The following is a 25,875-nucleotide window of genomic DNA, read 5'->3' on the forward strand; positions in this document are numbered from 1 at the left end:
GTCGTGCTTTTTTATATTTAGCCAGCGCCCCTTCTTCATCACATAAATTCGATTTTATTGATTAATATATTCATTAAATATATCGATTCCGACATACCTTTTTCACTGCCCCCTCTTTCTCCCGCAAAGAAACCTGTTCCTGCTCTCAGTTTTTGCCTTTTCTTGTTTGCGAAATGTAAAAATTGAGTTAAGAATTTACGTCATCAGGTCAGACCTGTTTACTAAATGCCACGCGGGTATCGCGCTCCGTGGTCTTTACAATTCAGGGAATGGTTACATTTTTAATATTTTTGTCGTATTGCGCAGGAGCTCAAAATGAGTCAGGCACTTCCTTTATCATCCCCGTTGGCTTTGACAACCCGTTCGGGTGATCGTATTGCCATTGTGCAGGGGCTGAGAACGCCGTTTGCCCGCCAAGCCACCGCATTTCATGGAATTCCGGCCGTAGAGTTAGGCAATATGGTGGTGAGTGAGCTGCTGGCTCGCAGTAATATTTCTCCTGACGTTATCGATCAGTTGGTTTTTGGTCAGGTTGTGCAGATGCCCGAAGCGCCGAATATTGCACGTGAAATCGTGTTAGGCACCGGAATGAGTATTCACACCGATGCCTACAGCGTATCGCGTGCCTGCGCTACCAGCTTTCAAGCGATCGCCAATGTGGCAGAGAGCATTATGGCTGGCTCAATTTCTGTCGGTATTGCCGGTGGTGCGGATTCTTCCTCAGTGCTGCCCATCGGCGTGAGCAAGGCTTTAGCGCGCACGCTGGTCGATGCCAATAAAGCCCGAACGTTGTCTCAGCGGCTCAAGTTGTTCAGTAAGCTGAAACTGCGTGATTTACTTCCTGTTCCTCCCGCGGTCGCTGAGTATTCAACCGGTTTGCGCATGGGGGATACTGCAGAACAAATGGCGAAAAGCCACCATATTAGCCGAGAGGAACAAGATGCCTTGGCGCACCGTTCCCATACTTTGGCTGCCAAAGCATGGGAGTCCGGCGTGCTGCGCGATGAAGTGATCACCGCCTATATTCCTCCGTACCAGCAGTCGCTGGATAAAGACAACAACGTGCGCGGCGATTCCACTTTAGCTTCCTATAGCAAGCTGAAACCTGCGTTTGATCGCCGCCACGGTAGCGTTACGGCGGCCAACAGTACTCCTTTAACCGACGGTGCCGCAGCAGTGCTGATGATGAGTGAATCCCGCGCCCGTGAACTTGGGCTGACACCGCTAGGCTATCTGCGCAGTTTTGCTTTTTCTGCCATCGATGTTTGGGAGGACATGCTGCTCGGGCCATCATATGCAACGCCGCTGGCACTAGACCGCGCGGGGATCACGCTGCAGGATTTAACTTTGATCGATATGCATGAAGCTTTCGCATCGCAAACGCTGGCGAACCTGAAAATGTTTGCCAGCGATGAATTTGCGCGTGAAAAACTTGGGCGTGATCGCGCGATTGGTGAAGTCGACATGGATAAATTCAACGTTCTAGGCGGCTCAATTGCCTATGGGCACCCATTTGCTGCCACTGGCGCTCGTATGATTACCCAAACGTTGAATGAACTGCGTCGTCGCGGCGGTGGTCTTGGCCTAACCACGGCCTGCGCCGCGGGTGGCCTCGGCGCTGCCATGATCGTGGAGGTGGAGTAATGTCTGCACAAGAATACCCTCTCATGCAGGACGCTAAGCCAAGCGCCTTCCGCTTTAGCGTAGTGGATAACGACATTGGTCTTATCACCATCGATGTGCCGGATGAGCGCGTGAATACGTTGAAAGCCGAATTTGTTCAGCAGGTGGATGACGTTTTACAACAGGCGCAAAAACATAAGCTTCAGGGCTTGGTGATTATCTCGGGCAAACCTGATTCGTTTATTGCCGGTGCCGATATCACCATGCTTGATGCGTGCCAAAGCGAGCAGCAGGCACGCATGCTGGCACAGAAAGGGCAGGTTACGCTGGCGAAGATCGCCGCGCTGTCTATTCCCGTGGTTGCCGCCATTCATGGTGCCTGCCTAGGGGGCGGTTTAGAGCTCGCGTTAGCTTGCCACCGCAGAATCTGTTCTTTAGATGACAAAACTGCGCTGGGGCTACCCGAAGTACAGCTCGGCTTATTACCAGGATCGGGTGGCACTCAGCGGTTGCCACGTTTAATTGGTGCTTCACAGGCATTGGACTTGATGCTGACGGGGCGACATGTTCGCGCTAAACAGGCGCTGAAGATGGGGCTGGTAGATGATGCCGTTCCCGCCTCGATCCTGTTGGAAAGCGCGATTCAACTGGCGCGACAGGGCTGGCGCACGCGCCCTGAACTGCCAGTGATGGAGCGCTTGCTGAATGGCCCTCTGGGGCGTTCTCTGCTGTTTAACATCGTGCGTAAGAAAACCTTAGCGAAAACGCAGGGCAACTATCCCGCGGCGGAAAAAATCATTCAGGTCGTACGCCAAGGCTTGGAACACGGCAGCACCAGCGGCTACGAGGCAGAGGCTAAGGCCTTTGGTGAATTAGTGATGACGCCTGAGTCCGCCGCGCTGCGAAGTTTATTCTTTGCTTCTACTTCGCTGAAGAAAGAGGCTGGAGGCACTGCTAAGCCACAGGCTATACGCCACGTAGGTGTCTTGGGCGGCGGGCTGATGGGCGGAGGGATTGCCTGTGTGACAGCAATACGAGGCGGTTTACCTGTGCGCATCAAAGATATTAGCGAGAAGGGGATTAGCCACGCGTTAAGCTACAGCTGGGATGCGTTGACCAAGCGGGTTCGCGCTCGTCGTATGCGCCCATCTGAGCGGCAAAAACAGATGCAACTGTTATCAGGTTGCACAGACTATAGCGGTTTTCATCAGATGGATGTGGTGATTGAGGCGGTGTTTGAGGATCTTAAGCTCAAGCAGCAAATGGTGGCGGACGTTGAGCGCTATTGTGCGACGCATACGGTTTTCGCATCGAATACCTCTTCTTTACCTATTGCTCAAATCGCGGCGTTATCACAAAGACCAGAGCAGGTGATTGGTCTGCACTATTTTAGTCCAGTCGATAAAATGCCGTTGGTAGAAGTCATTCCGCATGCGGGAACTAGCGAAGTCACTATTGCTACTACGGTTGCTCTAGCACAAAAGCAGGGGAAAACGGCGATCGTCGTTGGCGATCGCGCCGGTTTCTATGTAAACCGTATTTTGGCCCCGTATATCAGTGAGGCGGCACGCTGTCTGTTAGAGGGCGAATCGATCAACGGCATCGATCAAGCGATGGTGAAAGGGGGATTCCCTATTGGACCATTTGCTCTGCTAGATGAAGTTGGGATCGACGTTGGTACGAAAATTATCCCTATTTTGGTGGCTGAATTAGGCGATCGATTTGCTGCTCCGCCGGCATTTGATGCGTTGATTCAGGATGACCGCAAAGGACGCAAGAATGGTCGAGGGTTCTATCTCTACAAGAACAAGGGCAAAAAAGGGAAAAAAGAGGTGGATGTATCGGTTTACCCATTGTTGCGAGTGACGCCAAAACCGCAAATGAATGAAAAAGAAATTTTCCAGCGCTGCGTCATGCTGATGCTCAACGAAGCGGCACGCTGCTTGGATGAAAATATTATCCGCAGTGCGCGCGATGGTGATATTGGCGCAGTATTTGGTATAGGTTTCCCGCCATTCCTCGGTGGTCCATTCCGCTATATGGATCGCTTAGGTATTGATAACGTTGTCAATACGCTGCAAACATTAGCTCAACGCTATGGTTCGCATTTCGCTCCATGTGACAAGTTATTGGCAATGCAAGAGCAAAATCAGCGCTTTTATTTGTAACCATCAGAGTTGCATAGAGAAATGAAGATCGTTTGGCTGTGAGTCTTTATTTGGGAATGAGAGGCCGATCACTGCTTGCAACTCTTTCACGGTCAGACTCTGTACAGATAATTCTGCTCAGGGTAGTTTACGGCGTTGGGCTAACGGAGTGGGGCAGGTGCGCCACGCTCCGTTTAGTAGTATATTTAGATATTGGATAAAAGATAAACAGCTGTTATGTGTGCTGTTATCTCTACCCCACGCGGAAGCGATCCAGTCCGCGTGATTAATGCGCATCACTTTTGCGTGTTAATTCTGTGTCGAATCAGGCAGAATGCCCGACCGTTTACACGCCAATCGGCGAAACGGTGTAGGATTCAGCCAACAATAGCGGTGCAATATGCAAGTTTTTATTATGCGTCATGGTGAGGCCGCTCTCGAAGCAGCTAGCGATTCAATCAGGCCTCTGACGACCCGTGGTCACGATGAATCAGTCTGTATGGCCTCTTGGCTACAAACGCAATCATGTAAGATTGAAAAGGTTTTGGTGAGCCCTTATCTGCGCGCCCAGCAAACGCTAGCGGCAGTACGCGAAGGACTGGCGTTACCGGACGACGTTGAAGTGATGCCGGAGCTCACACCGGGCGGCGATGCTGCTATGGTGGGTTGCTATCTCGAGGCACTGGCCAAAACGGGTATCGGTAGCGTACTGGTTATCTCTCATCTGCCGTTGGTGGGTTATCTGGTTTCAGAACTGTGCCCTGAAGAAGCCCCTCCCATGTTTGCCACTTCGGCTATTGCCGGCGTTTCTTTTGACGTAACCACAGAGCGTGGCGTGTTTGACTGGCAGGTTGGACCCGCGCAGGTGATGGCTAAGGCTTAATATCCACTTCATCTTTCAAGCTGCAGATGCGTTCATGCGCCCTAACCACTTACCAATGTAAGTTTTAGGGGCTGACTCTATTACCGCCTCTCTGCAACTTGAAACCGCCTAACCCTGTCATACTCATCATTTTTGCTGCATCAGCGGCGCTCTTCACGCTCGTCGATTTCTATCAGCACTAATAAGGCGGCATCTCCTCCCCATTCACGTGACGCCTGATGAAATGCAACAACGTCTGGATGCTGAGCTAGCCAGAGCGGCGTTTGCTGTTTGAGGACGTGTTTACCGTGTCCGTGCATGACGCAGGCACAGTGGACGTGTTCACGGCGGCAGGCGGCGATCAGCGCACCTAATTCTTGCTTAGCCTGCATTTGGGTGAGCCCATGCAGATCTAAAAATAATTCGGGTGAATAATCGCCGCGGCGCAGTTTCTTTAGCTCAAAATGATTGGCGTCAGGCCGGATATAACGCGTTGGCCCATCACTGTCGAGCTGCGGTTGAAATTCATCGGAAAAATAGAAGCTAGCGTCAATTTGTTCTTGCAGCATTTTTTCAGGCGCAATTTTTCGGGTACTGCGCTTAGGGCGATGTACCACGGTGTCTTGCGCGATCTTACGTGCGCCGCTGATGGACTCACGAAACAGTGCGGCATCCTCACCGCTGATCGTTTTATTTTTCTTCATTATCAATCTGCCTTAGTCACTCTTAGGGATAGTGTAACTAAAGTTCTCGCGGCATCTAAATAAAACTCGTCATCAATCTTATCTTCTAGCGCCACTGAGGTATCTCTCAGACTATATTCCTGCTGATTTGTGGGGCTCTTCATGGCAAACTACGGGATTGCTTACTTTTCTCATTATTTAGACTTAATGGCGCCTTTTTAGGCGGTATTCAGTCATAGACAGGTCTGTTGGAGGCTAATTTGGACAAGATTTTCGTCGATGAAGCGGTGAATGAGCTGCATACCATCCAAGATATGCTGCGCTGGACCGTCAGCCGTTTTAATGCAGCGAATATCTATTATGGCCACGGCACAGATAATCCGTGGGACGAAGCGGTGCAACTGGTGTTGCCAACCTTGTACCTGCCAATGGATATTCCAGAAGATATGCGCACCGCGCGTTTGACGCTAAGTGAGCGTCATCGCATTGTTGAGCGCGTGATCCGCCGCGTGAACGATCGTATTCCGGTCGCTTATCTGACCAATAAAGCATGGTTCTGTGGCCATGAGTTCTATGTTGACGAGCGCGTTCTGGTGCCTCGCTCACCGATTGGCGAGCTGATCGATAACCGCTTTAGCGGCATTATTAACCACAACCCAAGCCATATTCTGGACATGTGCACCGGCAGCGGTTGTATCGCTATCGCCTGTGCTTATGCATTCCCAGACGCCGAAGTCGATGCGGTAGATATTTCAACCGACGTACTGTCTGTGACCGAGCAAAATATTCAGGAACATGGTTTGGATCAGAGCGTTACCCCGATCCGTTCCGATCTGTTCCGCGAGCTGCCACCGCTTCAGTACGATCTGATCGTGACTAATCCACCGTATGTGGATGAAGAAGATATGTCCGATCTGCCGGAAGAGTTCCGCTTCGAGCCTGAGCTGGGGCTGGCCGCAGGCAGTGATGGTCTGAAGTTGACTCGACGCATTTTAGCGTGCGCTCCAGATTATTTGACCGATGACGGTGTGCTGATTTGCGAAGTGGGTAACAGTATGGTGCACCTGATGGAACAGTATCCTGATATTCCGTTCGTTTGGTTAGAATTCGAAAACGGCGGTGACGGCGTATTTATGCTGACCAAACAACAGCTGATTGACTGTGCACCACACTTTGCACTCTATCGGTCGTAGCAGCAGACGTTCCGCAAATTTCGATTTGCGCCTCCCCTTGCGAACCGGGGGAGGATGAATGGGCTTAATGTCTCATTCACCCCACAAAAAAACACAACATTCATCTGCAAAGTCAGAAAACAACGCTAAGGAGCCGCGCATGGCAGGCAATAGCATTGGGCAATTTTTCCGTGTCACTACGTTCGGTGAATCACACGGTATCGCATTAGGCTGCATCGTTGACGGAGTGCCGCCAGGTATTCCTCTGACAGAGGCCGATCTGCAACACGATCTGGATCGCCGCCGTCCGGGGACCTCGCGCTACACTACGCAGCGCCGTGAGCCGGATCAGGTGCGTATCCTTTCAGGTGTATTTGAAGGGATCACCACCGGCACTAGCATTGGTTTAATCATTGAAAATACTGACCAGCGTTCTCAGGACTACGGTGCGATCAAAGATTTATTCCGTCCGGGTCATGCAGATTATACCTATGAACAAAAGTACGGCACTCGTGACTATCGTGGCGGCGGTCGTTCCTCTGCACGTGAGACTGCTATGCGTGTGGCCGCAGGTGCCATCGCGAAAAAATACCTGAAAGAAAAATATGGTGTGCAAATCCGTGGCTGTTTAGCGCAGATCGGTGATATTTCCTGTGAGATTAAAGATTGGGAGCAGGTTGAGCAAAACCCTTTCTTCTGCCCTGATCCTTCGAAACTGGAGGCGCTGGATGAGCTGATGCGCGCGCTGAAAAAAGAGGGCGACTCCATTGGTGCCAAAGTCACCGTGGTGGCTGAAAAAGTTCCAGTAGGTTTAGGTGAGCCGGTATTCGATCGTTTGGATGCGGATTTGGCTCATGCGCTGATGAGCATTAACGCTGTGAAAGGCGTGGAAATCGGTGATGGTTTTGCGGTGGTAAACAAGCGTGGTAGCGAGAACCGTGATGAGATCACGCCAGAAGGCTTCCAAAGCAACCATGCAGGCGGCATTTTGGGGGGGATCAGCAGCGGTCAGGATATTATCGCGCATCTCGCATTGAAGCCCACGTCCAGCATTATGGTGCCGGGGAAAACGATCAATCGCCAAGGTGAAGCGGTTGAAATGGTTACGCGTGGTCGTCACGATCCCTGCGTTGGGATCCGTGCGGTGCCAATTGCCGAAGCGATGATGGCGATTGTGCTGATGGATCATTTGTTGCGTCAAAGAGCACAGTGCGGAGATGTGGTTTCAGACGTTCCACGCTGGTAAAAAATATGCGTCATCTTAAGCGCTTCAAGACATTGCTTTGCGCAGGGTAAGGGCTGTATTTGTATGCAGATGGAAAGAATGGATACGAATAATCATGGCAGGCTCATTGATATGAAGAAAATGAAATTCTGGCTACTGGGTGCCTGCGCGCTGGCGATGAGTGCTCAGGCGATGGCGCTGACACCGTGGCAACAGATCACAAAACCGGTCCCGGGAGCGGCGCAGGCCATAGGCGGCTTTGCCAATGGCTGTATTGTGGGGGCTAATCCATTACCGTTGCAAGCTGATGATTATCAGGTGATGCGGCCCGATCAGCATCGCTATTACGGTCATCCTGATTTACTGGCTTTTATTAATCGTCTCAGTAGTGAAGTGAGTCAGCGCCAAATGGGGACTTTGTTGATTGGTGATATGGCAATGCCCGCTGGTGGGCGTTTCAGCAGCGGTCATGCGAGTCATCAGTCAGGGTTGGATGTCGATATTTGGTTACAGCTGCCAAAGCAGCGCTGGAGTCAGCAGCAGTTGCTGAAGCCGAAGCCGATTGATTTAGTTGCCGTCAATGGACGAAACGTTATTCCTGCGCTGTGGAGCGATGATACGGGCGAATTGATTAAGCTCGCGGCAAAAGATGACGACGTGACGCGCATTTTCGTCAATCCGGCTATTAAGCAAAAACTGTGTGACACCGCCGGTGCCGATCGTGATTGGCTGCGTAAGGTTCGTCCTTGGTTTGCTCATCGGGCTCATATGCACGTGCGTTTGCGCTGTCCGGCAAGCAGCCTTGAGTGTCAGGATCAGACGCCACCTCCGGCCGGAGATGGCTGTGGTGCCGAACTGGCAAGCTGGTTCCAGCCGCCACCTCCGGGCAGCAAACCGTCAAAACCTTCTGCTCCGCCGCCGCTGTATCCGTCATGTCAGGCCTTGTTGGACAGGCACTTCGCAGGTTAATCCTTGCCATAAACGCCCCGTCGAGGGGCGTTTTTTATATCCCACTTTCTTGCCGTTATGCGTTTTTTGCATAGCAAAATACATTCTTGCATTTTCCTGAGTTATTAATCGCATGGTATGTTCGAAACTAGCCTTATGGCTGGGTTATTTTTGTAATAAGTGCTCATAGAAGCACGAAATATATTTACATCAATAATGAATTTTATCGGAAATATAGTATTTAACACAGGACAGGGTAATTATGAAACATCAGGAAGCGGAGCTGGCTGCACCCAGCCAGAAATTAAAAGTGACATGGGTGGGTTATTTTTCTTTTTTTCTCACCATTATATTTTTCTCAGGTATGTTTTCCGGCAGTGATGGCTGGTGGCGTGTATTTGACTTCACTGTTTTGAATGGGTCGTTCGGACATGTTAATGGCGATAGCGCGACTACCGCGGTTACGTTCAGAGGCGTGAATGGGACCGGCGCAAAAGATGGGTTTCTTTTTGCCTTAGAACTCGCTCCATCAGTTATTTTGTCTCTAGGGATTATTTCTGTCACCGATGGTTTAGGGGGGCTGCGGGCTGCGCAGCAACTCATGACGCCGATTTTACGTCCGATTCTGGGCATTCCAGGAATTTGTTCACTAGCACTGATTGCCAACCTGCAAAACACCGATGCGGCCGCGGGGATGACTAAAGAGTTAGCTGAAGAAGGAGAAATCACCGAACAAGAGAAAGTTATTTTTGCTGCTTATCAAACTAGCGGTAGTGCAATCATTACTAATTACTTCTCTTCGGGCGTAGCCGTATTTGCTTTTTTAGGTACCTCGGTCATTGTTCCCCTAGGTGTTATTTTATTGTTTAAATTCGTTGGCGCGAACATTCTTCGTGTTTATATTAATTTCGCAGAACACCGCACTGTGAATAATAAGGAATAATAAAATGACGACACAAGTGCGTAAAAACGTAATGGATCTCTTTATTGACGGTGCACGCCGCGGATTCACCATTGCGACAACCAACCTTTTGCCAAATGTCGTGATGGCGTTTGTGATTATTCAAGCGCTGAAAATTACCGGATTACTCGATTTGGTCGGCCAAGTTTGTCAGCCAGTGATGGCGTTCTGGGGATTACCGGGCGAAGCCGCTACTGTGTTGCTGGCATCACTGCTCAGTATGGGCGGTGCGGTAGGTGTTGCAGCCAGCTTAGTCACCGCCGGAACGTTAAGTGGTCATGACGTTACCGTATTGCTGCCCGCGATTTATTTGATGGGAAATCCGGTGCAAAACGTGGGGCGCTGCTTGGGTACGGCTGAGGTTAACGCGAAATATTACCCCCATATTATTGGCGTTTGCGTGATTAACTCGCTGCTGTCTATCTGGGTCATGCAGTTGATTGTGAGATAACGAGGAACAGGTGATGGACTTAACTTCCGCAGGATTTACGCTGCTGCGCGGTGCACAGGTATATGCACCTCAGGCGCTTGGCATTCAGGATGTATTGCTGGTTGCCGGAAAAGTGGTGGCCATTGAGCCACAAATTTCCGCCGATGTTTTACCCGACTGTCAGATTATCGATCTGCATGGTTTAACGCTATGCCCGGGATTTATCGATCAGCATATTCATTTAATTGGTGGCGGTGGCGAGGCGGGGCCTGCAACACGAACGCCAGAAGTGGGCTTATCCAAACTGGTTGAGGCGGGGATTACCACGGCAATTGGTTTGTTAGGCACGGACTCTGTGACTAGACATCCTGAAGCGCTACTGGCAAAAACACGCGCGCTTAACGACGAAGGTATTACGGCTTATATGCTTACGGGCGCTTATAGCATTCCTTCTCCCACCATTACTGGCAGCATTGAACGTGATGTCGCACTGATCGACAGAATCATCGGCGTGAAGTGTGCTGTGTCCGATCACCGTTCTTCGGCACCTAATGATTCTTCATTAGCCAATATGGCCGCTCAGGCGAGAGTGGGGGGGCTATTGGGGAATAAGGCGGGTATCAGCGTGTTCCACATGGGCAGCAGTAAGAAAGGCTTAGCACCGCTGTATGCCATTCTTGAAAACAGCGATGTTCCAATGAATAAGCTGTTACCCACTCATGTTAACCGTAGCGAAACTTTGTTTGATGCGGCTATCGAATTTGCGCTCAAAGGTGGTCATATCGATATTACCAGCGGGATACCTGGGCCGGTTACCCCTTCTCAGGCGGTTAAGCGCGCCGTGGAGCGCGGTGTTGCGCTTGATTTGCTTTCCGTGAGTTCGGACGGTAATGGTAGCCAGCCTGTTTTTGATGCGCAGGGGAACCTCACTGGCATTGGTGTCGCAGGTTTCAGCAGCTTGTTAGAGACGCTGGTTGCCTTGGTGAAAGAGCAGGATATGACCTTAGCAGATGCGTTGGTACCGTTTACCCGTAGTGTCGCTAAGTTCCTTGGTCTGGAAACCAAGGGAGAGATTGCCGTGGGTAAAGACGCCGATTTCGTGGTGTTAACTCCCGATTTGGCAATCCATCAGGTCTATGCCCGTGGGCGTCTGATGGTACAAGAGGGGAACGCTTGCGTGAAAGGGACCTTCGAATAACTCACTGTTTGTCTGTTGTCGCGTTGCGTCTCATGATAATGGTATGTTTATGAGAGGAGACTCGGTGCGACAACAGGAATTGAGATGAGCATAGTGCACAATATAGAAACGAAATGGTTGTATGACTTTCTCACGTTGGAGGAGTGCCGTAACTTCTCTCAGTCGGCAATCAAACGCAACGTGTCACAGCCCGCATTCAGTCGGCGCATCCGCTCTTTAGAGCAGGCGGCAGGTGTTTCCCTGTTTAACCGCGATGTCTCACCGCTTCAGTTGACCGAGCCGGGGAAGGTGTTCCACTCTCAGGTAAGAAATCTTCTGCAACAGTTGGAAAGTAATCTCACTGAGCTACGCGGCGGAAGTGACTTCATCGAGCATAAAATCAAGATTGCGGCGGCTCATTCGCTTTCTTTGGGATTATTGCCTTCGATTGTTAAAGAGATGCCCAACCATTTTGCTTACTCAGTGGAGGCTATTGACGTCGACAGCGCGGTAAATACGCTGCGAGAAGGGAAAAGCGATTTTATTCTCTCTTATCATGACGAATATTTACTACAGGCGCCTTTCGCTCATATTCACCTGTTTGAAGCTCAGCTTTTCCCGGTTTGCGCGAGTGACTTACAAGGAAAACCGCTGTACACCTTGGACCAACAGGATTTTCCATTACTGAATTATAGCCAATCTTCTTACATGGGAAGGTTGGTGAACCGTATGTTAGCCAAGAATACCCATCTCAGCTTCCGGACCGTTTTTGTTTCATCGATGAGTGAATTGCTAAAACAGCTGGCGTTAGATGGCTCGGGCGTTGCTTGGCTACCAGACTGCTCTGTGGTGCAAGAGTTAGAGCAGGGTAAGCTGGTTCGTTTGGATAATGAAGCGCTGACTATCCCCATTTATGCCTATGCGTATCGGATGGACACGCGTATGAGTATCACCGCCGAAAATTTTTGGCGGGATCTGAAGAATCTATTCCATGCTCGCTAGCTCTGGCTGAGCGTTCAACACCGTTTCGCCATTTTTTGCTTCGTACCAGCGAATCGCGGCACGCACCAACGCGGCCGTGGAATCAATAAATCCACAGTTAAAGCGGGCTTCTTCGGCACCGATAATCAAGGGGATTTCGGTGCAGCCCATAATGATAATATCCGCCCCACGTGTCATTAAGGCCTCTACCTGTGGAAACAGTAGCGCCTGTGATAACGCGATATCGCCAGCTTTATAGGCATAAATAGCCTGCATCACCGCGCTCTGCCCATCGCCTTCGGGAACACATAGCGTTCGCCCCTGTTGATCCAACTTATGTTGATAAAGTCCGGTTGCCAACGTAGCGTCCGTCGCGAGTAGACCAACGGTTTGGCTAGCGTGGGGAAGTTCTGCCAGTGTGGCATCTAAGATATTGATCATTTCTGCATGCGCGCTGTGTTGCAAACGATCAAACCAGTAATGCGCGGTGTTGCAGGGGATCACGATGCATTCAGCACCGGCGGTTTCCAGCATGTGCAGATAACGCTCTAGATAGTCGTAAGGAGAAGGGCCTCCGGAGAGCAAACATGCGCTGCGATCGGGAATATCCGGTATTGAGCAGGCAATAATAGGAATGTGTTGTTGGTCTTGCCCCGCATGTCTGAAGCGTACAAATTTATTCAACATATCCGCCGTGGCTGCTGGTCCCATTCCGCCCAGGATACCAATAGTGTGTTGCATTTCGCTTATCCTTTTCTGATAAACCAGAGTCTGGAATAAACACTATCAGTCTGAAGTTAAAAGAATAAATGCTGTTTATTTAGTAGCAATGCGTAAAATGCATAGCATGATATGCGTATACATGAATATTTCTTTTTGATGACACAAAGCGTAGTGTGTACAGCCAATTAAAATAAGATTCTGGCCGTTAATTAAATATATTTAGGCGGAAGGTAGACGAAATGATGGACTTTATTAATGGGCTGCCAGTAAGTCCTGAAATGTTAGGGATACTTTTTTTTGTCGCCATGCTGGCTGGTTTTATTGATTCCATTGCGGGCGGTGGCGGATTGTTAACGGTACCTGCTCTGCTGGCTGTTGGTGTTCCTCCCGCACAGGCACTCGCCACCAATAAACTGCAGTCGGTCGGGGGATCTTTCTCCGCGAGTCTCTATTTTATTCGACGTAAAGCCGTCGACCTTAACGATCAGAAATTGGTTATTGCGCTGACATTTATTGGTTCAATGATTGGCTCAATTTTAGTGCAGAACATGCGCGCTGATATTTTGCGCCAGTTGCTGCCGATACTAGTTGCAGGGATCGGCATCTACTTTCTGCTGACGCCGCGTCTTGGCGAATCGGATCGACAGCGTCGTCTATCCTATATTCCCTTTGCCATTGTGGCAGGCTGCTGTGTTGGATTTTATGATGGTTTCTTCGGCCCCGGAGCAGGGTCATTTTATGCCCTCGCTTATGTCACGCTGTGTGGATTTAATCTGGCGAAATCCACCGCCCACGCGAAGGTATTAAATTTTACCTCTAATCTTGCCGCGCTGTTGTTCTTCATGCTTGGCGGTAAAGTGATTTGGTCGATTGGCCTTGTTATGCTGGTGGGGCAAGTTATTGGAGCCAGAACCGGAGCCAAAATGGTGTTAAGCAAAGGACAAAAGCTGATCCGCCCGATGATTGTACTGGTCTCACTCGCCATGACCTGTAAGCTAATGTATGACAACCATGGTACAGAAATTACTCAATGGTTAAGCCACTGGCTTTAATTATCCATACAATAATTGTGTATTAACGTTATTGGTGGTGCAAGGCGCCTTGGAGCGTGAGATAATTTTGTCAGGTTAACGGCATCGTTTAAGCGGTGCCGTTTTTTAATGATTTTTTTATCGACGGCCATCATGTCTCAAACCCAAATAGAACATCATTTTCAGCAGCTAATCGACCTGTTTAACCAGACATTCAGCGACGACTATCAAACTCAACTCGTAGCCGGTGATGACGAGCCGATTTATCTGCCCGCAGACGAAACGTCACCTTTCCATCGTATCGTGTTTGCTCATGGCTTTTACGCCAGTGCGCTACATGAAATTTCTCATTGGTGTATTGCGGGAGCCGCACGGCGTCAGCAGGTTGATTATGGCTATTGGTATTGTCCAGACGGGCGCGATGCGAAAACCCAGTGTGAATTTGAAGTTGTAGAGATTAAGCCTCAGGCGTTTGACTGGTTATTTTGTGAAGCGGCGGGCTATCCATTTAACGTCAGTTGCGACAACCTTGAAGGGGATTTCGACCCCGATCGCATCGCGTTTCAGAGAAAAGTGCGTGAGCAGGTATTGTGGTATTTAGAAAACGGTATCCCTGAGCGTCCAGCGCGCTTTATTCAGGCGTTACAATCGTTTTACAATACGCCAACGCTAACCGCTGATAGGTTTCCCTATCCGGAAGATTTGTAATAAATAATCCAGAGGACCCCCGATGATCGCAGATTTTGAAACCCGCATTCTGGCGCTGATTGATGACATGGTTGAGCACGCCAGCGATGACGAACTATTTGCCGGAGGCTATCTGCGTGGGCATTTAACGCTGGCGGTCGCTGAATTGGAAGCCGATGGCGAGCATACGCCAGCGGCGTTGAAAGACGCTGTCCAACATAGTCTAGATAAGGCTATCAAAGCCGGTGAGCTTTCGCCTCCGGATCAGATTTTGGTTAATAACATGTGGGAATCGCTGTTTGCTAAGGTTTTAGCGAGTTAGGCGATGAAATACGATGGCGTGACGCGTTTGCGCCATCGTATTTAAGTATACCGTACTATCATGGAGTGATTATGTATGGATCAGGATGACGTAAAATCTAAAGCGCTTTCTAAAACAACGATCATGAAAAATGATCTGTTCATTCGAGATAAACTGAAGAAAATAGATAATATTGGCGTCGCTATTTTCTTTGCTATTCCGCTTATTTTGTTTCTATTGGGTGGGGCTTCACTCGCTCACTGGGTTGCTTCGCTATGGCCTCTCTATTCGTTGGGATTCGTTATCTATTTTCGTAAAATTTTGAAAACTATTTCTAATAAATCACTGCAGATGACCCGCATGTATTCTTTTTATGCATTGGCGAGATTTATATTAATTGGCTTTCCATTAGTAGGGCTTTACATCCTTTGTCAGGTCGCGAGATAGCAACATGAAGCGCCGTTTTATTAACGAGTTTATAAAACGGCGCTTCATGTTATTTAGGCGACTATACCGCTTTTCCCTTCAGTAATTTCCTCACCCACATCCGATTCGGATTTAACGCGTCTAATACATCTTGTTCGACCGGTAGTGCTTCGCCATAAATTTGTCCAGCCAGGATTTCTGCACATAGCGGAGCGCTGCATAAACCGCGAGAACCTAGGCCACCAATCATAAACAGGTCGGGATAAATAGGTGCTGAAACTACGGATTCTGGGACAGTTTTTTGTGTCATTAAATCCTGATACTGTTCAAGCGTAGCCGCATAATGGGGTACAGCGCCTACCATTGGCATATGATCGCGAATAGCGCATCGCACGCCGACGCGGGCTTCATTATCTGAAATATCGACTTCATGTGGCCATTCCACTTGTGGCAGACATTTCAGCAGACGATCACGGTTTTCTTGCTGATCGGCGTTGGAGAAACACAGATCGGTATTGTTACGCTGATAGCTGGCACCGATACAGTGGTGAGCATTAGCCGGATTGGCTGGGGTTAGATAACCGTCGTAGCACAGTACCTGCTTGAGCTGCCTTAATGTCTCAGTGGTTGGAATATGACTGACTTGACCACGCACCGCTGAAAGCGGTAGCGCTTCGGTTTGAGTGAAATGATTCAACCGATGTCCATTGGCCAGCACCACACAGCTATGCTGCTGGATGTCGCCATGATGGAATGTGAGTTGCCAACCATCGCTGTTTTGGGTCAGTTGCGTAAGCTCAGTGTCAAAATGTACTACTAGACCTTGTTGTCGAGCTAAGTCGATAGCGACTTGAGTCAGCTGAGAAGGGCAGAGCCAGCCGCCAGCGCTATAGGTGAGCCCATCATGAGGAATATCTACGCCGGTTAGCCCTGTGAGCGCAGCCGCATCGCCTTTTTCAGCAAGCCAATTCGGCCAATCTGTAGCGAGGATTTGTGCAATTTTATGACTACTTTTCTCATCCCAGCCTAGCTGAGTGACACCGCACCACTGGTGATCAAAAGCCAACCCGAGATTCGCGAAATCATCATATTGCCGACGAGCGAAGGCAAAAGCAGAGATGAAAAAACGCTCAAGGGGGTTGTTGCGCCCGTTGAGCAGCGGATAAAGTGCCCCTTGACGATTACCGGATGCCCCCAGCGCGGGTTTAGCATCAGCACAATACAGGGTGACTTTACTGCCGCGTTTGAGCAGGGCCAGCGCCGTAAGTGCAGAGGCAATACCGCCGCCAATCAACGCAATATCTTGCGGGTTGCTGGCTTGAGGGCGAGCGAACCACGGGGCTAATGGCGATGCTGTCAGCGGTTCAGCACGCGTGCCTGTCAACATTTCCCGTTTTTGCCCGAAACCTTTGACGCGCTGTACTTCAAAGCCCGCTTCTTGCAAACCACGACGAACAAAACCTGCTGCGGTGAAAGTGGCAAAGGTGCCGTCTTTTTTGGCCAGCTTAACCATGGTGTTAAAAAGTGCCGGTGTCCACATATCTGGATTTTTCGATGGAGCAAAGCCATCTAAAAACCAGGCATCGATCTGACCATAGAGACTGTATGGCAGGGCAGGAATGAGTTCATTAACATCGCCAAACCATAGATCGAGCGTAATGTGCCCATCGGCTAAAAATAGGCGGTGGCATCCTGGTAAAGCCGCCGGCCAAATAGCGCACAGCTGTTCACTGAAATCCTTTAACTCAGGCCAACGGGCGTGTGCGGCGGCCAGATCGTCAGACAGTAAAGGATATTTTTCGAAGCTAACATAATGTAGATGATTGAATGGGCTCTCAGGATGCTGTTTTCTAAATGCATCAAAGGCTTGCCATAGTGTTAAAAAATTAAGACCGGTACCAAACCCCGTTTCGGCCACGGCGAAAGTACGCTGTTGTGCTTGCTGCCAGCGTTCTGCTAGATGATTACCCTGCAAAAATACGTAACGGGTTTCGGAGAGCCCGTCCTGATTGGAAAAATAGACGTCATCAAACTGTTGCGAAACAGGTGTACCTTGTTCATTCCAACTTAATTTTGCGCTTTGGATCGGGGAGTGGCTCACGATTTTTTACTCTAAATACAGATATAAAGGGATTTTAACGGGCTCTGACAGGGACAGCAAATATGCGTCCATCTGGTTCAACCACATCTGATCGGACTTGCTCGGCGTACAAGTGTACGCTAAAGTGCGTCTCAAAATCCCGAATGAACAATATCTGTGTAAGAGGTTAAGACATGAAACGTGCAGTAATTACTGGCTTGGGCGTTGTTTCCAGCATCGGTAACAACCAGCAGGAGGTTCTGGCGTCTCTGAAAGAAGGGCGTTCGGGTATCACCTTCGCGCCTGAACTTAAAGAGGCCGGTATGCGTAGCCACGTATGGGGCAACATCAAGCTGGATACCACCGGCATGATTGACCGTAAAGTGATGCGCTTCATGAGTGATGCATCAATTTACGCTTACCTCTCCATGCAGGAAGCGATTAAAGATTCTGGTCTGGCTGATGATATGGTCTCTAACGACCGTACTGGCCTGATCGTTGGCTCCGGCGGTGGTTCTCCACGCAACCAAGTCGCGGGCGCAGACGGTATGCGTTCGCGCGGTCTGCGTGGCGTTGGCCCATACATGGTCACTAAAGCAATGGGTTCTGGCGTGTCAGCGTGTTTGGCGACACCGTTCAAAATCCGTGGCGTAAACTATTCCATCAGCTCTGCGTGTGCGACTTCTGCTCACTGTATCGGTAACGCAGTAGAGATGATTCAGTTAGGCAAGCAGGACGTTGTTTTTGCTGGCGGCGGTGAAGAGCTGTGCTGGGAACTGGCGTGTGAATTTGACGCTATGGGCGCGCTTTCTACTCAGTACAATGAAACCCCAGACAAAGCTTCACGTACTTATGACACCAAGCGCGACGGTTTCGTTATCTCCGGCGGCGGCGGTATCGTTGTTGTTGAAGAACTGGAGCACGCTCTGGCTCGTGGCGCACACATCTACGCTGAAATCGTTGGCTATGGCGCAACGTCTGACGGCTACGACATGGTTGCTCCTTCAGGCGAAGGTGCTGCGCGTTGCATGCGTATGGCAATGAAAGATCTGGATGCTCCTGTTGATTACCTGAACGTTCACGGCACTTCTACACCGGTAGGCGACGTGAAAGAACTAGGTGCAATTCGTGAAGTTTTCGGTGATAACACGCCAGCAATTTCGTCTACTAAAGCGATGACTGGCCATGCGCTGGGCGCTGCTGGTGTTCACGAGGCTATCTATACCTTGCTGATGCTGGAACACGGCTTCGTAGCGCCAAGCATTAACATCGAAGAATTGGATGAACAGGCTCAGGGTATGAACATCGTTACTGAGCCAACTCAGCGCGATCTGACCACCGTGATGTCTAACAGCTTTGGCTTCGGTGGTACTAACGCCACTCTGGTAATGAAAAAATTCCAGAAATAATCAGTTTACTGATGGTATAAAAAAACCCGCGTAAGCGGGTTTTTTGCTTTTTTATCAGCTTAAATTATTCTTTTTCAATCATTTGGGCCACGTCATTGGTGTTGATCTGGCGATTGACGCCATCCTGATCGACGTAGCTAGTCATGCCGGTATCTTTATCAATTTTGGGTTTACCCTGCGTGACAATCATCTCTCCCGATTTAGTCGACATCACATAGTCGCTTGAGCAGCCGGCAACCATCAATACCGCTGCACCAATACACAGCATAGAAATCATTTTTTTCATTTTATAGCGTCCTTTGAGTGGGTCTGTTACAAGCATAGATCATAACAAGCCGTAGCAATACGCTTCGCCTGCTAAAATGAAAAAATCCTTACAAATCATGTCAAATGTATCGCTAAAAGGGATGCTAGCAGTGGGTTTTCCATTGAGATATCCACCTGGGGCGGTGAAGTAGAGGATTATCGTCTACGATTAAGAGCTAAAACATGGAGAGTAAAATGCTAAATAAAAATAGTCGATTACGTATTGCTCGCCCAACAAACCGTCTTAGCCAGATTGCTCAGATGTACCAAGACGGGCTGGGCTTTGAGGTTTTGGGAAGTTTTGACGATCATCAGGGGTTTGATGGGGTAATTTTAGGCCACCAAAACCATGCATATCATCTTGAATTTACTCATCATCGTGGAACTTCTGTGCCAGATGCCCCATCGCAGGATAATTTACTGGTGTTTTACATCCCCGATGAGCGGGAATGGCGTACGGCATGTGCACAAATGGAACGTGCGGGTTTTATTGCCGAAGACTCGTATAATCCTTATTGGGATCTGAATGGTAAAACTTTCGCCGATCCGGATGGTTACCGTGTTGTGCTACAGAATTCGGGTTGGGATCGTTAGGTGCAGTAGAATGAAATAATGTGACAGTTTTGCCTGAGCCAAGATGCATATGTGCTTAAATGTACTTCTCATGAGGTGCATTATTGGCATTCGCAAAATATCCATACGATATGATTTTCCCGTTATATTGATGAATTATCATGCACTGATGAAATAAGATCTAAACTTGACGTGAGTCCATTTGGGCTTACGTGTTGCATTTTAATTAATTTTTAATATGCTTTTGTTTTTTTAATTTGTATTTTATATATCAATGGCGATGAGTTGTTCAAAAATAAAAACAATAACCACAAGATGAGCGGCTATAGCCGCGGCATCGCGTAGCGTCAGTTGCTTAAAAAATATTTTTAATAGAATGCTGGTTAAAATGACCATATCAATTTCCCTGTGAATAAAACGAAATGCATCAATGTAAAATATGGTTTATTCTTATGTTTCTCTTATCAGAATAATAAATGGTGCTTTATTTTTCGTATTTTAAACAGGAAGGATAACCTTATACAATAAGGGGGCCGTTCTTGTTTTTATGCTCGTGTCATAGGGCATTTATATTACACTATGATTGATATGCTTTTTATTAAAAGAACAGTTTTTAATTTAGAGAAATAGGCGTCGCAGTTTCGTGTGAATTGAATAGTAGAGTTAGGCGTTGTGATGGGGTAATGGTATATTCCTAGCGAAATTCGCTAGCTGTAAAAGTTAAGGCCACAGATTATTCCGTGGCCTTAATGCTGTCTAAACTTTTACTTATGCTTTTGGTGCTGCTGCGGTTGCTGGTGCTGCTTTTTTGTGGTGCTGAGTTTTTTTAGCCGCCTGAGCTTTCTGAGCTACTGGCGCCGCTTTTTTGTGGTGTTGAGCTTTTTTAGCTGCCTGAGCTTTCTGAGCTACTGGCGCTGCTTTTTTGTGGTGTTGAGCTTTTTTAGCCGCCTGGGCTTTCTGAGCTACTGGCGCTTTTTTAGCGTGTTTTTTGGCAGCCTGAGCTTTTTGCTCGGTGGTAGCTGCTTTCTTGTGGTGCTTAGCTTTTTTGTGATGCGTTGTGCTGGTTGCTTTGGCAGCAGGTGCGGCAGCGGTCGTTGAAGATGCAGCCGGAGCAGCAGGTGCGGCGGTTGTTTCAGCAGCGAAAGCAACAGAAGACAGACCCATAGTAGCAGCAACAACCAGAGCTAAAACTTTTTTCATTTTCCATTCCTCAAGAATTTGTTTTTCATAAGCCCCTTGGTGGAGCCGGTGAATGAATAATAGGAGGATGGATGTTAACTTTCCGTAAGTGTTTGGTGTCGGTACGTAACGGCATGTACAAAGCGTATAAAGTTGGGTAAATCTTTAGGGGTGACCGCTGGTTTCGTGTTCAATCCAGTGGGCAATGAAGCTCACAACATACTGTTTTTCCTCTTCGTTTAATGTTTTTCCTTGTGGGATCTTATGCCATTTCTCTAAGCATCCGCGGCAGCAGGTTGCCGTCGCATGCTGAGCAACAAACACGGGATGCCCACGCATTGGCGTTTGTTTGCCGTCATTGTCTGGATATGCAGGCGCTAGACGCGCGTCTATAAAGTCATAAGCATGAGACAAAATAACCGCAGTTCCTTTTTGCTGCAGATAAGCGTTGTCTTTAGCATTGAGATGAAACTTCATGCGGAATGGAGAGCGTTGTAGGCGAGTCCAGATATTTTCAGCAGATTGATACACAACAAAATCCTACATATTGCGGGGGAACGAACAGAAATACGATCCTCTTGCCCAGCAAAAAAAGCAACCCTAGGGGCTAATGTTGGCCCCGTGTATCTCGCTCTCTTAAACGATCAGCATTAACCCTAGGGGAACCAGCGGAACAAGTGTCTATCGACGTCATAAACGTAAAGTTATTGCTAATGGCTTGTTTATCCTTACTTGCAAGGTAAGATAAGCCAATCTAATGTTTTCGGTTTTTTTAATTTTAGGGGTGTATGGTTCAGCGGCAGCGTGTGGCCAAGTGGTTTTTAATTCTAGCTTGTCTGGTTGTACTCACGTGTACAACGCAGCGCATGGCTGGCATGCACATGCTTAGCAAATACCTCCCGACCGATGATATTACTGCGACTCAAACTGCCGTAGCGCCTCTGGGCGTTGGCAACCAAGAACTCCCCATTTCCCCCTGCGAATTAAGTGCTAAATCATTGCTGGCGGCGAATAGCATGGCGGTTGAACATTTGTTTTTCGCTCTGCTGCTGTTTGTGGCCTTGCTGCTTGAGCCTGCACGGCGTTTATACTCCCTTATTCCCCCGCCGCGTGCGGTTTCTTTACCCCGATTACGGGTGCATCTCCGGCTTTGCGTCTTCCGAGAATAAATTACTGCGTTATTGATTGTTAACGTAGCAACATTATTTTTGGAGAAAATCTATGTACCTATTTTTGAGGGCGCTGGCGTTTAGCCTGTGCCTGTGGCTACCCGCATCTTGGGCGGCTGATAGCGGTTGGCTGCAAGACCCAAACAATAGCCATGCCCGCGTGCAAATAAGCACGAGTCAACCCGAGGAGGGTACCGTTCGTTTGCTGCTCGACGTGCGGTTAAGTGACGGCTGGAAAACCTACTGGCGTTCGCCGGGGGAGGGAGGTATTGCCCCTGAAATCAAATGGCAAACCTCTGTTGAACACGTGAATTGGCGCTGGCCAACCCCGCAACGTTTTGACGTTTCTGGTATCTCGACTCAGGGATATCATGGAGATACCGTCTTTCCGATCACGTTAAACGTGCCGAAAACGGCCACGAGATTACAGGGCGTACTTACCCTTTCAACCTGTAGCAACGTTTGTGTGCTCACCGATTTTCCCTTCGATTTAGATCTCACCCAGCCTGCACCGCAGGGATTTGAGCATGCTTTTACTCGAGCAGAAGGAACCCTGCCGCTAACTTCTGGCATGGTACATCAGGCTCAGGCCGGATATATCAAGGGTGAACTGCGTGTGAGTGCCGAACGTGAAGAGGGCTGGCAAAAGCCCGATGTCTTCTTTGATGTGCCAGAGGGCGCGGATTTTGCAAAACCCAGTATCAAGATAGAAGGAAAACGGCTCTTAGCGACGGTGCATGTGACCGATGGTTGGGAAGGCAGTGCGCCTGATCTAGATGGTAAACCGCTCAGCATGGTATTTAGCGATTCAGGTATTGCTCAGCAGATGACGATGGCTGTGAGTAACGTATTGCCAGCGTCGGGCTCTTCACCGCTAGGACTATCAACGGCTATCCTGCTTGCTCTATTAGGCGGCTTAATCCTTAACCTGATGCCCTGCGTGCTCCCTGTTTTAGCTATGAAACTCGGGTCAGTGCTTCAGTTAGAGAACCGCGAACGCAGCGTTGTTCGCCGCCAATTTTTGGCTTCGGCCAGCGGCATTCTAGTGTCGTTCTGGGCGTTAGCTGGATTAATGACAGGGCTAAGGCTGAGCCAGCAAGCGGTTGGTTGGGGAATTCAGTTTCAAAGCCCGTGGTTTATCGGCCTAATGGTTGTGGTCACCGCTCTCTTTAGTGCAAACCTATTTGGCTTTTTCTCGATTCGGTTAGGGAGTAATACCACCACTCGATTGGCCACTGCGGGAGGTCATGGCAGCGGTGGTCATTTCTGGCAAGGCGTTTTTGCTACATTGTTGGCAACGCCGTGCTCTGCACCGTTTTTAGGAACCGCACTGGCATTCGCACTAGCAGCACCGCTCGCCGAGCTCTGGGTGGTGTTTACGGCGTTGGGCATTGGTATGAGCCTGCCATGGTTGCTGATAGCCGCTTTCCCGTTTGTTGCCAAAGCACTGCCTAAGCCGGGACAGTGGATGAATCGGCTGCGAATTGTGCTAGGGCTGATGATGCTGGCGTCTAGCCTATGGCTAATTAGCTTACTTGCTGCACATACCGGTGTGGTGGTGGTGCTGATAATCAGCGGGTTGCTGCTGTTGGCTTTGCTGATCCTGACGGGGATCCAGTATGGCCGTCGTCTATTGTTAATTTGGGGCGCTGTTTTGCTACTACTGGCTGGCGTCGTGTTGGCAACGGGCGCGTTAACCGCAGAGCGTTGGCGCACACCTATGACCGATAGCGTGCAATGGCGGCCATTGAGCGAACAAGCGATTACTCAGGCGCTACGTGAGAATAAACGGGTGTTTGTGGATGTCACGGCTGACTGGTGTGTGACCTGCAAAGCGAACAAATACAATGTATTACTACGTGATGATGTACAACAGGCCTTAAACGAACCCGATGTTGTCGCCCTGCGCGGTGACTGGACCACACCATCTCCCGCCATAACTCAATTTTTGCAACAGCGCGGCGCTGTCGCCGTACCGTTTAACCAAATTTATGGCCCCGGTCTGCCGAACGGCGAGGTGTTATCCCCGCTGCTAGACCGTCAAACCCTACTCAACACGCTCAATAATGCTAAGGAATAACGCCATGAAAAAGACGATGACAATGCTGATGAATACCGCCTTACTGGCAATGACCATGCTTAGCTTCAGCGGTACAGCGGCACCTTTAACCACCGAGCAACAAAATCAGGTACGTGAATTAATTCGCGACACGTTGGTAAACAATCCACAAATTCTAGAAGAGGCGGTAGCGGCATGGCAGCAACAAAGTGCTGAACAGACTGGCGCACAGTTGGGGAAGGTGATTGAGCAAAATAAAGATGCGTTATTTAATGATGCAGCGAGTCCGCGTATCGGCGCTAAGAATGCCAAGCTAACGCTGGTTTCGTTCACTGACTATAACTGTCCATACTGCAAACAATTTGATCCTCAGCTTGAGAAGATAGTTAAAAAATATCCGGATGTTGCCGTGGTGATTAAGCTGCTGCCATTTAAGGGGGAAACCTCGCAAAGCTCTGCTCAGTATGCGTTAACGCTGTGGCAGCAAAATCCTGCTCGATTTGAAGCGTTGCATCAACGGTTGATGTCGAAAAAGGGCTATCACACCGAAGACAGTATTGCTAGCGCACTCAAGTCCACGGGCAATGCCACGCTTAAAGTGGATGATAAAACCTTGGATGAAGTGCGTAGTAGCCTGCGTTTAGCTGACGTCTTGGGCGTTCAGGGGACGCCTGCCACGCTGGTGGGAAATCAAATGATTCCAGGGGCAATTAGCTATGAGGATCTTGAGCAATTGATTAAGGCTGAATTAGCACGGAAATCATCATGATAAAATGGAGAAAATGGGTCAGAGAGCTGGCCATTTTTGTCGTTGTTCTCGCCGCATTTTCTTGGGGTATGGATCAGTGGCGAAAGCCAACGCCTCCGGAAATTATGCATTTACCCGATGTCACTCTCATCAGTGGTCAAACAGTATCCTTGGCTGAACTGAGCGCTGATAAACCGTTGCTGATTTACTTTTGGGCCACATGGTGCGGTGTCTGCAAACTCACTTCACCTATGGTCGAAGGGCTACACTCAGACGGTATGAATGTGTTAAGCGTAGCTATTCGCTCAGGAGATAACGAACGACTGATGCGAGGGATGACCGCCAAAGGCATAACCTTCCCCGTGGTCAATGATGAACTGGGACGTTTAAGTGCTGAATGGAACATTAGCGCGACGCCAACGTTCGTTATTCTTGAACAAGGGAAAATGGTGAGCAGTACCAGCGGATGGAGCAGCGCATGGGGAGTTAAGTTTAGAATGTGGTGGGCTGATGCTCGAATCTTCTCTAACCTCGCCGATTAATGCCTTTTCATCGACTTGATCATGCAGCAAGCTCGTTGAGACGGCGTAAAACTACTGTCCTGTTGGTCAGTGATACTGCGCGTTACCACAATATCGTTCATCAATTGCTTAGAGGGATATTGGAGGGGGTCGTGGTGAGCGTTGCGTTTGTAAAAGCGGATTGAAATTTCGATACGACAAAGGAGTTTAACCCGTCGATGGATTTAGCAAATCGACGGGTTAAAGGGAAATCAACAAACTCTCCTTGCGGCTTTCACCATGGCATTTTCGGGTTCTTTAAACATTTCTTCATGATTGCTTGGAATGGCGGCATCAGCTTGATGACGTAATAGCATAAATAACATACGGCAGTTAGCGATGATGTCTTTTGCGTTGGATTTGATACTGACAAGCGTGATTTTCATTTTTCGTTCCTCTATAGATTCCAATAAGT

Annotated in this window: 28 protein-coding genes; 20 read left to right on the forward strand and 8 right to left on the reverse strand. The window is 49.0% G+C overall.

The genetic code is table 11. The features are described from left to right. Positions 1–315: 315 nt before the first annotated feature. From fadI to sixA, 3 genes are all read left to right on the forward strand, one after another. The gene (gene fadI / locus M988_RS06365) at positions 316–1,644 is read left to right on the forward strand and encodes an acetyl-CoA C-acyltransferase FadI (RefSeq protein ID WP_039185402.1); all 1,329 of its coding nucleotides are present in this window, start codon (positions 316–318) and stop codon (positions 1,642–1,644) included. Beyond that, complete coding sequence (gene fadJ, locus M988_RS06370; RefSeq protein ID WP_064573338.1) at positions 1,644–3,791, forward strand: fatty acid oxidation complex subunit alpha FadJ; 2,148 nt, start codon at positions 1,644–1,646, stop codon at positions 3,789–3,791. The genes fadI and fadJ overlap by 1 nt, the downstream gene beginning before the upstream one ends. A 379-nt stretch (positions 3,792–4,170) precedes the next feature. Beyond that, the gene (sixA, locus tag M988_RS06375; protein ID WP_008814075.1) at positions 4,171–4,653 is read left to right on the forward strand and encodes a phosphohistidine phosphatase SixA; all 483 of its coding nucleotides are present in this window, start codon (positions 4,171–4,173) and stop codon (positions 4,651–4,653) included. A gap of 140 nt (positions 4,654–4,793) precedes the next feature. On the opposite strand, the gene smrB is transcribed toward sixA, so the two are convergent. Then, a complete protein-coding gene (gene smrB / locus M988_RS06380; protein WP_008814074.1) occupies positions 4,794–5,336 on the reverse strand; it encodes an endonuclease SmrB in 543 nt (180 codons plus the stop codon). Between the two features lie 239 nt (positions 5,337–5,575). Between smrB and prmB the strand changes: the two genes are divergently transcribed. The 7 genes from prmB (at position 5,576) to hypT (ending at position 12,230) form a co-directional block, all read left to right on the forward strand. After that, positions 5,576–6,508: a 50S ribosomal protein L3 N(5)-glutamine methyltransferase gene (gene prmB / locus M988_RS06385; RefSeq protein ID WP_008814073.1), complete on the forward strand. Its 933-nt coding sequence runs from the start codon at positions 5,576–5,578 to the stop codon at positions 6,506–6,508. A gap of 139 nt (positions 6,509–6,647) precedes the next feature. Then, complete coding sequence (gene aroC, locus M988_RS06390; RefSeq protein WP_008814072.1) at positions 6,648–7,733, forward strand: chorismate synthase; 1,086 nt, start codon at positions 6,648–6,650, stop codon at positions 7,731–7,733. A 120-nt stretch (positions 7,734–7,853) separates the two neighbouring features. After that, positions 7,854–8,681 (forward strand): penicillin-insensitive murein endopeptidase, encoded by an 828-nt coding sequence (gene mepA, locus M988_RS06395; protein ID WP_040012451.1) that lies wholly within the window; start codon positions 7,854–7,856, stop codon positions 8,679–8,681. Between the two features lie 241 nt (positions 8,682–8,922). After that, the gene (locus M988_RS06400) at positions 8,923–9,603 is read left to right on the forward strand and encodes a nucleoside recognition domain-containing protein (RefSeq protein ID WP_008814070.1); all 681 of its coding nucleotides are present in this window, start codon (positions 8,923–8,925) and stop codon (positions 9,601–9,603) included. A gap of 4 nt (positions 9,604–9,607) precedes the next feature. Then, a complete protein-coding gene (locus tag M988_RS06405) occupies positions 9,608–10,072 on the forward strand; it encodes a YjiG family protein (RefSeq protein WP_008814069.1) in 465 nt (154 codons plus the stop codon). Positions 10,073–10,082: 10 nt separating this feature from the next. Continuing rightward, the gene (iadA, locus tag M988_RS06410; RefSeq protein ID WP_199371996.1) at positions 10,083–11,249 is read left to right on the forward strand and encodes a beta-aspartyl-peptidase; all 1,167 of its coding nucleotides are present in this window, start codon (positions 10,083–10,085) and stop codon (positions 11,247–11,249) included. 84 nt (positions 11,250–11,333) lie between these two features. Further along, positions 11,334–12,230, forward strand: coding sequence for a hypochlorite stress DNA-binding transcriptional regulator HypT (gene hypT, locus M988_RS06415; protein WP_064573340.1), 897 nt, complete (start codon positions 11,334–11,336; stop codon positions 12,228–12,230). Here hypT and cuyB read toward each other — a convergent pair. After that, positions 12,213–12,950: a cysteate racemase gene (gene cuyB / locus M988_RS06420; RefSeq protein ID WP_064573342.1), complete on the reverse strand. Its 738-nt coding sequence runs from the start codon at positions 12,948–12,950 to the stop codon at positions 12,213–12,215. The genes hypT and cuyB overlap by 18 nt on opposite strands. Positions 12,951–13,171: 221 nt before the next feature. Here cuyB and M988_RS06425 point away from each other — a divergent pair, with 221 nt between their 5' ends. The 4 genes from M988_RS06425 to M988_RS06440 all read left to right on the forward strand — a co-directional run bounded on the left by M988_RS06425 (position 13,172) and on the right by M988_RS06440 (position 15,398). Then, entirely contained in the window at positions 13,172–13,984 is an 813-nt protein-coding gene (locus tag M988_RS06425) for a sulfite exporter TauE/SafE family protein (RefSeq protein WP_008814065.1), read from the forward strand. Positions 13,985–14,116: 132 nt separating this feature from the next. Further along, positions 14,117–14,671 carry an elongation factor P hydroxylase gene (locus tag M988_RS06430; protein WP_020303657.1) on the forward strand — a complete coding sequence of 185 codons (555 nt, stop codon included), beginning with the start codon at positions 14,117–14,119 and terminating at the stop codon, positions 14,669–14,671. Between the two features lie 22 nt (positions 14,672–14,693). Then, positions 14,694–14,972: a YfcL family protein gene (locus tag M988_RS06435; protein ID WP_004092755.1), complete on the forward strand. Its 279-nt coding sequence runs from the start codon at positions 14,694–14,696 to the stop codon at positions 14,970–14,972. Positions 14,973–15,047: 75 nt separating this feature from the next. Next, positions 15,048–15,398, forward strand: a complete 351-nt coding sequence (locus M988_RS06440) for a hypothetical protein (RefSeq protein WP_082919419.1) — start codon at positions 15,048–15,050, stop codon at positions 15,396–15,398. 61 nt (positions 15,399–15,459) lie between these two features. On the opposite strand, the gene mnmC is transcribed toward M988_RS06440, so the two are convergent. Continuing rightward, entirely contained in the window at positions 15,460–17,478 is a 2,019-nt protein-coding gene (gene mnmC / locus M988_RS06445) for a bifunctional tRNA (5-methylaminomethyl-2-thiouridine)(34)-methyltransferase MnmC2/FAD-dependent 5-carboxymethylaminomethyl-2-thiouridine(34) oxidoreductase MnmC1 (RefSeq protein WP_064573344.1), read from the reverse strand. 173 nt (positions 17,479–17,651) lie between these two features. On the opposite strand from mnmC, the gene fabB reads away from it, so the two are divergent. Further along, a complete protein-coding gene (fabB, locus tag M988_RS06450; RefSeq protein ID WP_008814062.1) occupies positions 17,652–18,866 on the forward strand; it encodes a beta-ketoacyl-ACP synthase I in 1,215 nt (404 codons plus the stop codon). Positions 18,867–18,930: 64 nt separating this feature from the next. On the opposite strand, the gene M988_RS06455 is transcribed toward fabB, so the two are convergent. Next, a complete protein-coding gene (locus M988_RS06455) occupies positions 18,931–19,152 on the reverse strand; it encodes a YgdI/YgdR family lipoprotein (protein ID WP_008814061.1) in 222 nt (73 codons plus the stop codon). 215 nt (positions 19,153–19,367) lie between these two features. On the opposite strand from M988_RS06455, the gene M988_RS06460 reads away from it, so the two are divergent. After that, a complete protein-coding gene (locus M988_RS06460; RefSeq protein ID WP_008814060.1) occupies positions 19,368–19,766 on the forward strand; it encodes a VOC family protein in 399 nt (132 codons plus the stop codon). 243 nt (positions 19,767–20,009) lie between these two features. Here the strand turns inward: M988_RS06460 and M988_RS23240 are convergent, their stop codons facing one another. The 3 genes from M988_RS23240 to M988_RS06470 form a co-directional block, all read right to left on the reverse strand. Beyond that, a complete protein-coding gene (locus M988_RS23240) occupies positions 20,010–20,141 on the reverse strand; it encodes a hypothetical protein (protein WP_020303658.1) in 132 nt (43 codons plus the stop codon). 372 nt (positions 20,142–20,513) lie between these two features. After that, positions 20,514–20,945, reverse strand: coding sequence for an acid resistance repetitive basic protein Asr (gene asr, locus M988_RS06465; RefSeq protein ID WP_008814059.1), 432 nt, complete (start codon positions 20,943–20,945; stop codon positions 20,514–20,516). A gap of 144 nt (positions 20,946–21,089) precedes the next feature. After that, positions 21,090–21,455 carry a DUF4186 domain-containing protein gene (locus tag M988_RS06470; RefSeq protein WP_008814058.1) on the reverse strand — a complete coding sequence of 122 codons (366 nt, stop codon included), beginning with the start codon at positions 21,453–21,455 and terminating at the stop codon, positions 21,090–21,092. A 257-nt stretch (positions 21,456–21,712) separates the two neighbouring features. Between M988_RS06470 and M988_RS06475 the strand changes: the two genes are divergently transcribed. From M988_RS06475 to M988_RS06490, 4 genes are read left to right on the forward strand one after another with little or no spacing between them, the layout of a single operon-like run. After that, on the forward strand, positions 21,713–22,093 hold the full coding sequence (locus tag M988_RS06475) for a hypothetical protein (protein WP_039185416.1): 381 nt from the start codon (positions 21,713–21,715) through the stop codon (positions 22,091–22,093). Positions 22,094–22,145: 52 nt separating this feature from the next. Continuing rightward, entirely contained in the window at positions 22,146–24,173 is a 2,028-nt protein-coding gene (locus tag M988_RS06480) for a protein-disulfide reductase DsbD family protein (protein WP_064573353.1), read from the forward strand. A 4-nt stretch (positions 24,174–24,177) separates the two neighbouring features. Continuing rightward, a complete protein-coding gene (locus M988_RS06485) occupies positions 24,178–24,921 on the forward strand; it encodes a DsbA family protein (protein ID WP_064573355.1) in 744 nt (247 codons plus the stop codon). After that, on the forward strand, positions 24,918–25,442 hold the full coding sequence (locus tag M988_RS06490) for a protein disulfide oxidoreductase (RefSeq protein WP_008814054.1): 525 nt from the start codon (positions 24,918–24,920) through the stop codon (positions 25,440–25,442). The genes M988_RS06485 and M988_RS06490 overlap by 4 nt, the downstream gene beginning before the upstream one ends. A 230-nt stretch (positions 25,443–25,672) precedes the next feature. Here M988_RS06490 and M988_RS06495 read toward each other — a convergent pair whose 3' ends face one another. Then, positions 25,673–25,846, reverse strand: coding sequence for a hypothetical protein (locus tag M988_RS06495; RefSeq protein ID WP_008814053.1), 174 nt, complete (start codon positions 25,844–25,846; stop codon positions 25,673–25,675). Positions 25,847–25,875: the final 29 nt, after the last annotated feature.

Source organism: Hafnia paralvei ATCC 29927 (genome assembly GCF_001655005.1).
GTDB lineage: Bacteria > Pseudomonadota > Gammaproteobacteria > Enterobacterales > Enterobacteriaceae > Hafnia > Hafnia paralvei.

Excerpts from the sequence above, each read along its gene's own strand:
- M988_RS06435 (WP_004092755.1), top strand. The coding sequence starts at position 14,694 with ATGATCGCAGATTTTGAAACCCGCATTCTGGCGCTGATTGATGACATG.
- M988_RS06495 (WP_008814053.1), bottom strand. The coding sequence starts at position 25,846 with ATGAAAATCACGCTTGTCAGTATCAAATCCAACGCAAAAGACATCATC.
- M988_RS06475 (WP_039185416.1), top strand. The coding sequence starts at position 21,713 with ATGGTTCAGCGGCAGCGTGTGGCCAAGTGGTTTTTAATTCTAGCTTGT.
- M988_RS06425 (WP_008814065.1), top strand. The coding sequence starts at position 13,172 with ATGATGGACTTTATTAATGGGCTGCCAGTAAGTCCTGAAATGTTAGGG.
- asr (WP_008814059.1), bottom strand. The coding sequence starts at position 20,945 with ATGAAAAAAGTTTTAGCTCTGGTTGTTGCTGCTACTATGGGTCTGTCT.
- M988_RS06480 (WP_064573353.1), top strand. The coding sequence starts at position 22,146 with ATGTACCTATTTTTGAGGGCGCTGGCGTTTAGCCTGTGCCTGTGGCTA.
- M988_RS06400 (WP_008814070.1), top strand. The coding sequence starts at position 8,923 with ATGAAACATCAGGAAGCGGAGCTGGCTGCACCCAGCCAGAAATTAAAA.
- sixA (WP_008814075.1), top strand. The coding sequence starts at position 4,171 with ATGCAAGTTTTTATTATGCGTCATGGTGAGGCCGCTCTCGAAGCAGCT.
- M988_RS06405 (WP_008814069.1), top strand. The coding sequence starts at position 9,608 with ATGACGACACAAGTGCGTAAAAACGTAATGGATCTCTTTATTGACGGT.
- M988_RS06490 (WP_008814054.1), top strand. The coding sequence starts at position 24,918 with ATGATAAAATGGAGAAAATGGGTCAGAGAGCTGGCCATTTTTGTCGTT.
- smrB (WP_008814074.1), bottom strand. The coding sequence starts at position 5,336 with ATGAAGAAAAATAAAACGATCAGCGGTGAGGATGCCGCACTGTTTCGT.
- cuyB (WP_064573342.1), bottom strand. The coding sequence starts at position 12,950 with ATGCAACACACTATTGGTATCCTGGGCGGAATGGGACCAGCAGCCACG.
- fadI (WP_039185402.1), top strand. The coding sequence starts at position 316 with ATGAGTCAGGCACTTCCTTTATCATCCCCGTTGGCTTTGACAACCCGT.
- hypT (WP_064573340.1), top strand. The coding sequence starts at position 11,334 with ATGAGCATAGTGCACAATATAGAAACGAAATGGTTGTATGACTTTCTC.
- fadJ (WP_064573338.1), top strand. The coding sequence starts at position 1,644 with ATGTCTGCACAAGAATACCCTCTCATGCAGGACGCTAAGCCAAGCGCC.
- M988_RS23240 (WP_020303658.1), bottom strand. The coding sequence starts at position 20,141 with ATGGTCATTTTAACCAGCATTCTATTAAAAATATTTTTTAAGCAACTG.
- M988_RS06440 (WP_082919419.1), top strand. The coding sequence starts at position 15,048 with ATGGATCAGGATGACGTAAAATCTAAAGCGCTTTCTAAAACAACGATC.
- M988_RS06455 (WP_008814061.1), bottom strand. The coding sequence starts at position 19,152 with ATGAAAAAAATGATTTCTATGCTGTGTATTGGTGCAGCGGTATTGATG.
- mepA (WP_040012451.1), top strand. The coding sequence starts at position 7,854 with ATGAAATTCTGGCTACTGGGTGCCTGCGCGCTGGCGATGAGTGCTCAG.
- M988_RS06460 (WP_008814060.1), top strand. The coding sequence starts at position 19,368 with ATGCTAAATAAAAATAGTCGATTACGTATTGCTCGCCCAACAAACCGT.
- fabB (WP_008814062.1), top strand. The coding sequence starts at position 17,652 with ATGAAACGTGCAGTAATTACTGGCTTGGGCGTTGTTTCCAGCATCGGT.
- M988_RS06430 (WP_020303657.1), top strand. The coding sequence starts at position 14,117 with ATGTCTCAAACCCAAATAGAACATCATTTTCAGCAGCTAATCGACCTG.
- M988_RS06485 (WP_064573355.1), top strand. The coding sequence starts at position 24,178 with ATGAAAAAGACGATGACAATGCTGATGAATACCGCCTTACTGGCAATG.
- aroC (WP_008814072.1), top strand. The coding sequence starts at position 6,648 with ATGGCAGGCAATAGCATTGGGCAATTTTTCCGTGTCACTACGTTCGGT.